At 73.4% G+C, this 8,566-nt stretch carries 6 protein-coding genes; 3 read left to right on the top strand and 3 right to left on the bottom strand.

Features of this window, described 5'->3' with window-relative positions; translation table 11 throughout:
- Positions 1-90: 90 nt before the first annotated feature.
- Positions 91-855 carry a hypothetical protein gene (locus tag ACFZDI_RS34995; protein ID WP_391256400.1) on the bottom strand — a complete coding sequence of 255 codons (765 nt, stop codon included), beginning with the start codon at positions 853-855 and terminating at the stop codon, positions 91-93.
- 103 nt (positions 856-958) lie between these two features.
- On the opposite strand from ACFZDI_RS34995, the gene ggt reads away from it, so the two are divergent.
- Complete coding sequence (ggt, locus tag ACFZDI_RS34990; protein ID WP_391256397.1) at positions 959-2,761, top strand: gamma-glutamyltransferase; 1,803 nt, start codon at positions 959-961, stop codon at positions 2,759-2,761.
- Between the two features lie 73 nt (positions 2,762-2,834).
- Here the strand turns inward: ggt and ACFZDI_RS34985 are convergent, their stop codons facing one another.
- Together ACFZDI_RS34985 and map are read right to left on the bottom strand one after the other, a co-directional pair.
- Complete coding sequence (locus tag ACFZDI_RS34985) at positions 2,835-5,372, bottom strand: AAA family ATPase (RefSeq protein ID WP_391256395.1); 2,538 nt, start codon at positions 5,370-5,372, stop codon at positions 2,835-2,837.
- Between the two features lie 179 nt (positions 5,373-5,551).
- A complete protein-coding gene (gene map / locus ACFZDI_RS34980) occupies positions 5,552-6,319 on the bottom strand; it encodes a type I methionyl aminopeptidase (RefSeq protein WP_391256393.1) in 768 nt (255 codons plus the stop codon).
- 32 nt (positions 6,320-6,351) lie between these two features.
- Between map and ACFZDI_RS34975 the strand changes: the two genes are divergently transcribed.
- Positions 6,352-6,603 (top strand): helix-turn-helix transcriptional regulator, encoded by a 252-nt coding sequence (locus ACFZDI_RS34975; RefSeq protein WP_344368736.1) that lies wholly within the window; start codon positions 6,352-6,354, stop codon positions 6,601-6,603.
- 98 nt (positions 6,604-6,701) lie between these two features.
- Positions 6,702-8,504 carry a hypothetical protein gene (locus ACFZDI_RS34970; RefSeq protein ID WP_391256390.1) on the top strand — a complete coding sequence of 601 codons (1,803 nt, stop codon included), beginning with the start codon at positions 6,702-6,704 and terminating at the stop codon, positions 8,502-8,504.
- Positions 8,505-8,566: the final 62 nt, after the last annotated feature.

Below are 8,566 nucleotides of genomic sequence, written 5' to 3'. Positions count from 1 at the left end.
CCCTCGTACTGGACGTACTTGGGCTTTCGGCCGGTACGGCGAGAGGGCGTGCCGGGCGTCGCGACGGGGCGAACGTTGCCTGCCGCGGCACTAGGAGGCGCGGTGCGCATTGCGTGGAGTCGGCGTCGCCGCGGCGGGCACCGGGGTCTGTGCCGCCCGCGTCACGTCCTCCACCAGTTCGACCACGTCCGGGCCGTACGCCTGCGAGTTGATCACCTTGAGCAGCAGCACGAAGGAGCTGTTGCCGTACTTGCGGGTCAGGCGCTCGTGGTTGCGGGCGAGGTAGCGGGTGGTGGCCTGGTTGGTGATCGACGTCTGGCCGCAGAACAGGAAGACCGGACGGGTGTTCTGGCTGCGGTCCGCGGTGAGCCGGGCGAGCAGCGCGTACTCCTGCCTGCCGTTGTCCACGCGGTAGCGCTCGGTGCCGACCTGGAACGCGCCCCGGTCGGGGCCCGGTTCGGCGTCCACGTTCACCCGCACACCCGGCAGCAGGGACGACAGATGGGCCGCCATCCTCCGGTTGGACGCCGGGCCGCCCACGCAGAACTCCGTACGCTCCCCGAAGCCCTGACGTGCGGTGTCGTGCGGAAGTATCTGGGCGTGGGCGTTGCAGTCCTTGATCAGCGCGGCGAGTTCGAGCAGCGCGAACACGTCGTACCGCATCACCGCGAACTCGGGGCCGGTCGCACCGCGGTTCACCACCAGCAGGGACTCGGAGTTGTCGGGCAGCCCGAAGAACGCCTGCTTCCTGCGGAGCTTGCGCCTCCACAGATAGGTGCGGGTCACCCAGCCGAGCGCGGCACTGATGCCCGCCGCGACCACTCCCAGGACGATGTTGCGCAGGTCGTCATTCATGGGCGCGCATGCTAGCGGCCCGACGCACCGGTGTTCGACGCCTGCCTGACGCGACCATGGCGATGAATTAAGCTGCGCGGACGGCCTTTGACTGGAGGTGCGGATGCGTCGCCCTGTCGCACGGAATCTGACGGTCCTGGCGGTTTCGGCCGCCGTGGTGGTGTCGGTGGGAGCGGCGGCGCCGCCGTCGGCTCCGCCGGGTACGGGCGGTGGGAAGACCCCGCTGGCCGTCGGGTACGGCGGCGCCGTCTCCAGCGTCGACCCGGACGCCTCCGCCGCCGGGATCGAGGTCCTGAGGAAGGGCGGCAACGCCGTCGACGCCGCCGTCGCCACGGCCGCAGCGCTCGGCGTCACCGAGCCCTACTCCGCCGGGGTCGGCGGGGGCGGCTACTTCGTGTACTACGACGCCAAGTCCCGCACGGTGCGCACCATCGACGGCCGCGAGACCGCGCCGCTGAGCGCCGACAAGAACCTCTTCCTCGAGAACGGCAAACCCCTCGCCTTCGCCGACGCCGTCAGCAGCGGCCTGAGCGTCGGCACCCCGGGCACGCCCGCAACCTGGCAGACCGCGCTCGACCAGTGGGGCAGCAAGCGGCTCGCCGGCGTCCTGAAGCCCGCCGAGCGGCTGGCGCGCGACGGTTTCACCGTCGACGAGACCTTCCGCTCGCAGACGGCGTCCAACGAGGCCCGCTTCCGCTACTTCCCGGACACCGCCGAGCTGTTCCTGCCCGGTGGACGGCTCCCCGTCGTCGGCTCCACCTTCAAGAACCCCGACCTCGCCCGCACCTACGCGGAGTTGGGACGCGAGGGGGTCGACGCCCTGTACCACGGCCGGCTCGGCCGGGACGTCGTCGACACGGTCAACAAGCCGCCGGTGGACCCCGGCTCGGGCTGGAACGCCCGGCCCGGCGACCTGACCGCCAAGGACCTCGCCCGCTACCGCACCAAGGTCCAGGCACCCACGAAGACGTCCTACCGCGGTCTCGGTGTCTACTCCATGGCTCCGTCCTCCTCCGGGGGTACGACCGTCGGGGAGGCGCTCAACATCCTGGAGCGGACCGACCTCTCCCAGGCGAGCAAGGCCCGCTACCTGCACCGCTTCATCGAGGCCAGCCGGATCGCGTTCGCCGACCGGGGCCGGTGGGTGGGGGACCCCGCCTTCGAGGACGTGCCGACGAAGGAACTGCTGTCGCAGGAGTTCGCCGACGCGCGCGAGTGCCTCATCAAGGACGACGCCGTGCTGACCAGCCCGGTGCCACCCGGTGATCCGCGCCATCCGCAGCGGTGCGGCTCCGGCGGCACGGCGGCTCCCACCACCTACGAGGGTGACAGCACCACGCATCTGACGGTGGCCGACAAGTGGGGCAACGTCGTCGCCTACACCCTCACCATCGAGCAGACCGGCGGCAGCGGTATCACCGTGCCTGGGCGGGGGTTCATCCTCAACAACGAGCTGACGGACTTCTCCTTCGCCCCGGCGAACCCGGCCGTGCACGACCCGAACCTGCCCGGGCCGGGCAAGCGGCCGCGGTCGTCGATCTCGCCGACCATCGTGCTGGACCGGCACCACCGGCCCGTGGTGGCACTGGGGTCGCCGGGCGGCGCGACGATCATCACGACCGTGCTGCAGACGCTCACCGGGTTCGTCGACCGGGGGCTGCCGCTGGTCGACGCGATCGCGGCGCCCCGGGCGAGTCAGCGCAACGCCGCCCAGACCGAGGTGGAGCCGGGTCTCGACAGTGATGTCAGGAAGCAGCTGGAGGCGATCGGGCACTCCTTCAAGGTGAATCCGGAGATCGGCGCGGCTACGGGGGTGCAGCGGCTGCCCGGCGGGAAGTGGCTGGCAGCCGCCGAGACCGTGCGGCGGGGTGGGGGGTCGGCGATGGTGGTGCGGCCTGTGCGTTGAGTGCCGGGTGCGGCGGCGTGGGGGCCGGTCGCGCCCACGCGGCGGAGCCGCACATCGACACAGCCCCGCGCACCTAGGGCGAGGGCGCAGCTGCCTGATCGGTCTCGAACGCCAAGTGGCCGTCCTGCACGTCTACCGTCACCCGGCCGTTCTCCGACACCCTGCCGTCCAGAAGCAGGCGTGACAGTTCGTTGTCCACCTCGCGCTGGATCGTGCGGCGGAGCGGGCGGGCGCCGTACTCCGGCTGGTAGCCGCGGTCGGCCAGCCACTCCACCGCGCGGTCGGTGAAGGTCACCGTGACGCCCTTGTCCCGCACCAGGGACCGGGTGCGGTCCAGCAGGAGGTTGGTGATCCGACGGAGCTCTTCCGTGGTGAGCTGGCGGAAGACGACGATCTCGTCGATGCGGTTCAGGAACTCGGGGCGGAAGTGTTCCCGCAGCGGGCGCAGGATCTGCTCGCGGCGGGCCTCCTCGTCCGCGTCGGCGCCGCCCGCCGCGAAGCCCGTCGTGGCGCCGCGGCGGGTGATCACCTCCGAGCCGAGGTTGCTCGTCATCACGATGACCGTGTTGCTGAAGTCCACCGTGCGGCCCTGGGAGTCGGTCAGCCGGCCGTCGTCGAGGACCTGGAGCAGGACGTTGAAGACGTCCGGGTGGGCCTTCTCCACCTCGTCCAGCAACAGCAGCGAGTACGGGTGGCGGCGGACGACCTCGGTGAGCTGGCCCGCCTCCTCGTGGCCGACGTAGCCGGGCGGAGCGCCGATCAGCCGGCTGACGGTGTGGCGCTCCTGGTACTCGCTCATGTCGAGCCGGACCATGCGGTCCTCGCTGCCGAACAGGGCCTCGGCGAGCGCCCGGGCCAGCTCGGTCTTGCCCACGCCCGTCGGGCCGAGGAAGAGGAAGCTGCCGATCGGGCGGTCGGGGGCCGCGAGGCCGGCACGCGAGCGCAGCACCGCGTCGGAGACGACCCGCACGGCCTCGTCCTGGCCGATCACCCGCTGGTGCAGATGCTCCTCGAGGCCCAGCAGGCGGTCCTTCTCCTCCTGGGTGAGACTGCTGACCGGGATGCCGGTCTGCCGGGACACCACCTCGGCGATCGACTCGGCCCCGACCACCAGGTCCTGGCCCTCGTCGACCTCGCTGTCGCCGCCGGCCTCGGTGATCCGCTGCTTCAGCTCCATGATCCGGTCGCGCAGCTGGGTGGCCTGCTCGTACTGCTCGTCGGCCACGGCCTGGTCCTTGTCCCGGGTCAGCTGCTCCAGCTCCCGCTCCATGGACCGTACGTCCGTGCCCTTGGTCCGGGCCCGCAGCCGCACCCGGGCACCGGCCTGGTCGATGAGGTCGATCGCCTTGTCGGGCAGGCGGCGGTCGGTGAGGTAGCGGTCCGACAGTTCCACGGCCGCCACCAGCGCCTCGTCGGTGTAACGGACCTGGTGGTGGGCCTCGTAGCGGTCCCGGAGGCCGCGCAGGATCTCGATGGCGTCCGGGGCGGTCGGCTCCGGCACCATGATCGGCTGGAAGCGGCGGGCCAGGGCCGCGTCCTTCTCGATCCGGCGGTACTCCTCCAGCGTCGTGGCGCCCACGATGTGCAGCTCGCCCCGGGCGAGGGCGGGCTTGAGGATGTTGCCGGCGTCCATCGAGCTGCCGTCGCCGCCACCGGAACCGGCGCCCACGACCGTGTGCAGCTCGTCGATGAAGATGATCAGCTGGTCGGAGTGGGCGCGGATCTCGCCCACGATGTTGTTCATCCGCTCCTCGAAGTCACCCCGGTAGCGGGTGCCGGCGACCACGCCCGTGAGGTCCAGGGCGACCACGCGGCGCCCGATCAGGACATCGGGCACGTCCGCCTCGGAGATGCGCTGCGCGAGCCCCTCCACGATGGCCGTCTTGCCGACGCCCGCGTCACCGATCAGCACCGGGTTGTTCTTGCCGCGCCGGGACAGGACCTCGACGGTCTGCTCGATCTCCTGGTCCCGGCCGATCACCGGGTCGATCCGGCCCTGGCGGGCCAGCTCGGTGAGGTCGCGGCCGTACTTGTCGAGGGTCGGTGTGTTCGTCGGGCGCGGGCGCTCGGACTGCGGGACCTCGGGCGCCTCGGGCGGCTCCGAGGGGGCGAAGCGGGCCGCGTTCAGGATGTGCCCGGCGGCCGAGTCGGGATTGGAGGCCAGGGCGCTCAGGACGTGCTCCGGGCCGATGTAGCCGTAGCCGCGGGCCCGGGCCATGTCGTGCGCGTCCAGCAGCGCGCGCTTGGCGGCCGGGGTGAGGGACAGCGCGGTCGGCGGCGGGGCGTCCTCCCGGCTGTGCTGGACCGGCCCCGACCGGTCGTCGATCTGCGACGCCAACGAGTCGGGGTTCGCACCGGCCTTGCTGAGCAGGGTGCGGGTGGGCTCGGTGGCGAGCGCCGCCCGTAGCAGATGCTGCGTGTCGAGGTCCCGGCTGCCGTGCTCGGCGGCGTACTGGGCCGCGCCGCGGACGAGTTCCCGGGCCGGCTGGCTGAGCAGCCGCCCGAGATCGACCTGCCGGGGACCGGGACGCGGTCCGCCGAAGAAGCGTGCGAGGAATTCTCCGAAGGGATCCGAGCCGTAGCCCTCCGGGCTGGTGAAGCCGCTGCTCATGGGCCTTCCGTTCCCGGCGTCCCCGGCGCGCGGGCGGGGGACGCCCTCGCTTGTCGACGTGCCGGGGTCGGGTAACCCGGGTGGCGGCCGGTTACACCTGGGGCGCGCTCGTAGAACACCTTCGCACGATCGTCGGCGAGGGGCACCTTCGGGATGTATCCGGATCATTCCGGCGCGTGTCAGCGTGCGGTCAGGATCCTCGGCCCCGCGTCCGTGATCGCCACCGTGTGCTCTGCGTGAGCCGCCCGGGTGCCGTCGTTCGTCTTCAGGGTCCAGCCGTCGGGCGCCGCGTGGTAGCCGTCCGTGCCGCCCTCGATGACCATGGGCTCGATCGCCAGCACCATGCCGTGCCGCAGCCGCATGCCGCGCCCCGGCCGGCCCTCGTTCGGCACCCCGGGATCCTCGTGCATACGGCGGCCGATGCCGTGCCCGCCGAAGCCGTCGGGGATGCCGTAGCCGGCCCCTCGGCAGACCGTGCCGATCGCGTGGGCGATGTCGCCGATGCGGTTGCCCACGACGGCGGCCCCGATGCCGGCCGCGAGGGCCCGCTCGGCGGTCTCGATCAGCCGGAGGTCCGCCGCGCGCGGCGTGCCCACGACGAAGCTGAGCGCCGAGTCGCCGACCCAGCCGCCCAGTTCGGCGCCGAAGTCGATGGAGACCAGGTCGCCGTCGCGCAGGCGGTAGCGGCCCGGGATCCCGTGCACGATCGCGTCGTTCACCGAGACGCAGAGGACGGCGGGGAAGGGGGTGGGCGCGAAGGACGGCCGGTATCCCAGGAAGGGTGAGGACGCGCCCGCCTCGCGCAGCACGCCGTGTGCCACCTCGTCGAGCTCCAGCAGGGAGACGCCCACGCCGGCGGCCTTCCGTACGGCCGTCAGGGCCCGGGCGACGACCTGGCCCGCCTCGTGCATCGCGTCGATAGAAGTGTCTGTCTTCAGCTCCACCATGCCAATTACTATACCGGTATTAGAATGGGGGCATGGTGCGTACCCCCCTCACCCCCGAAGAGCGCGAACGCGGCGAGCGGCTCGGCCGGCTGCTGCGCGAGGCGCGTGGTGGCCGGAGCATGACGGAGATCGCGGCGAACGCGGGCATCTCCGCGGAGACCCTCCGGAAGATCGAGACCGGGCGGGCCCCGACCCCGGCCTTCTTCACGGTGGCCGCGCTGGCCGGAGTCCTCGGGCTGTCCATGGACGAACTGGCCGGGCAGTGCGTGCCGGTGGCCCTCTGAGGCTCTTGCGCCGCGCGTGAAAACTCCCCGTAGCACTCCCGTAACACGACTCGTGTTGCCTACGGGGCGGAGTGCTCCGGTCTCACGGGAGTTGAGCGATGGCGGCGGACCAACTCCCGGCTGAGATCGGGGAGTTCACGACCTACCTGAACGGTCTGCTGGCGCGCCTCGACCCCTCCGGCGGCTGGTGCGCCGTGTTCTGGCGGCGCGACCCGGACGGCATGCGGGCCTGCCTGGAGGGCCGCGAGATGCCGCCCTGGGACGTGGTCGAGGCCCTGCTGCAGGACCTCGCCGGGCAGTACGGCCCCGGGGGAGCCGGCCCGGAGACGGACCGGGCCCGCGCCCTGCACGCCGCCGCGCTCGCCGCGTACGACACCCGGCCCGGGGGGCGCGAGGCACTCGGTGACCGTCTCGACGTCATGCTCCGCGAACAGCGGTACGCCGCCGAACGCCAGGCCGCCCTCGCCCGCCACCTGACCTCGGCCACGACCCGCGAACAGGCGGACGCCCTGCGTCTGGACCTGGCCTGGGCCCAGGACGATTACGAACGGGCCGGCGCGCGATGCGCGGAACTGCGGGCACGGATGGCCTACGTGGACCGGCGCGGGCGGGGGGCGCCCCCGACGGCATGGCACCCGGCAGAGGCCCCACCCGCAGCCCACGCCCCGGCGGCGGCGGGCCGAGTCGCAGCCCCGGCGGCGGGCCGAGGCGCAGACTCAGCCACAGCGGCAGGCCGCATCGCAGGGCCGACCGGGGACCCAGCCGCAGCCCAAGCCCCAGCGGCGGCGGCAGGCCGAGGCGCGGACGCAGCCGCAGCGGCGGGCCGCATCGCAGCGCCGACCGCGGACCCGGTCGCAGCGCCACCCGCAGGCCGAGTCGCAGCCCAAGCCCAAGCCCCAGCCCCGGCCGCAGGCAGAGGCGCAGCGGCAGCCGCAGCGCCCGTAGCGGCCGCCGCGCCCGCACCGGCATCAGAATCACCACTGGCCCCTGCATCCGGCTCAGTCAGCCGCGAGCCGTCGGCACAGCCCTTCGCCCCCGCCCCGGTCGGCCCCGAGCCACCGGCCCCCGCCCCCGGCCCGGCAGCTCCCGTACCCCAGGGCCCAGCCCCCGCACCCGCCCCGACCGCCCCCGAACCCCCGGCCCCGAGCCCCGCCGCTCCCAAGCAGCGCAAGCGCCGTCGGGGTGGTGCTCGCTTCGCCGGGATGGCGGATGAGGAGGACGTGCCCGTCGCCGTACCGCCCGTCGTCGTGCCGACCCTGCCCGCACCCGCCCCGGCAGCCACCGGTCGCTCCCCTCGCGGCGCGCGCTTCGCCGGGGCCGCCGAGGAGGTCGTGGTGGAGCGGCCGGCGCGGGAGGACGACGCCGTCGGGGCCGCGGACCTGGCCGAAGTCGGACGGACCGTCGACGTGCTGGCCCGCCTGCGGAGCGAGGGGCGCAGCGGAGAGGCCCACGCGCTGCTGGCCGAGGTCGCCGGCTGGGAGCCCGGCCGGTTTCCGCTTCTCGCGGTGCGACTGCACCAGGCGGGGCTGACCGCCGACTGGCAGACCCTGCTGTGGGAGGCCGCCTCGCTGCCCGCCGGGCGGCTGGTCGCCGCCGCCGACGCGCTGGCCGCGGCCGGACGGGCGGACGACGGCCGGCAGATGCTGCGGCAGGGGGTCGCGCGACCGGCGGGGGAGATCGGCCGGGCCGTCCTCGGCCTGGTCGCCGAGGGGTGCCACCGCGAGGTGCGGGTGCTGCTCGACGCGTACGTCAGGGCCCGTGCTCCGGAGGAGGCCGCGCGCAGCGCCGAACCCGAGCCGGGGCGCCTCGTACCGCTCCTGCTGGAGGCCGCGCGGGGTGTCTCGGACGAACGGTACTGGGACCTCGTGCACGCCCTGCGGGTCGCCGGATTCGCCGCCTGACCGGTGCGGCCGGGTCCGGGGCGACTCACCCACAGGAGTGCGAATCGCGCAATGCCCCGCGG

It is taken from the genome of Streptomyces sp. NPDC007907, assembly GCF_042959365.1.
Taxonomy (GTDB): Bacteria; Actinomycetota; Actinomycetes; order Streptomycetales; family Streptomycetaceae; genus Streptomyces; species Streptomyces indiaensis.
This window is presented reverse-complemented; position numbering and strand designations above follow the sequence as displayed.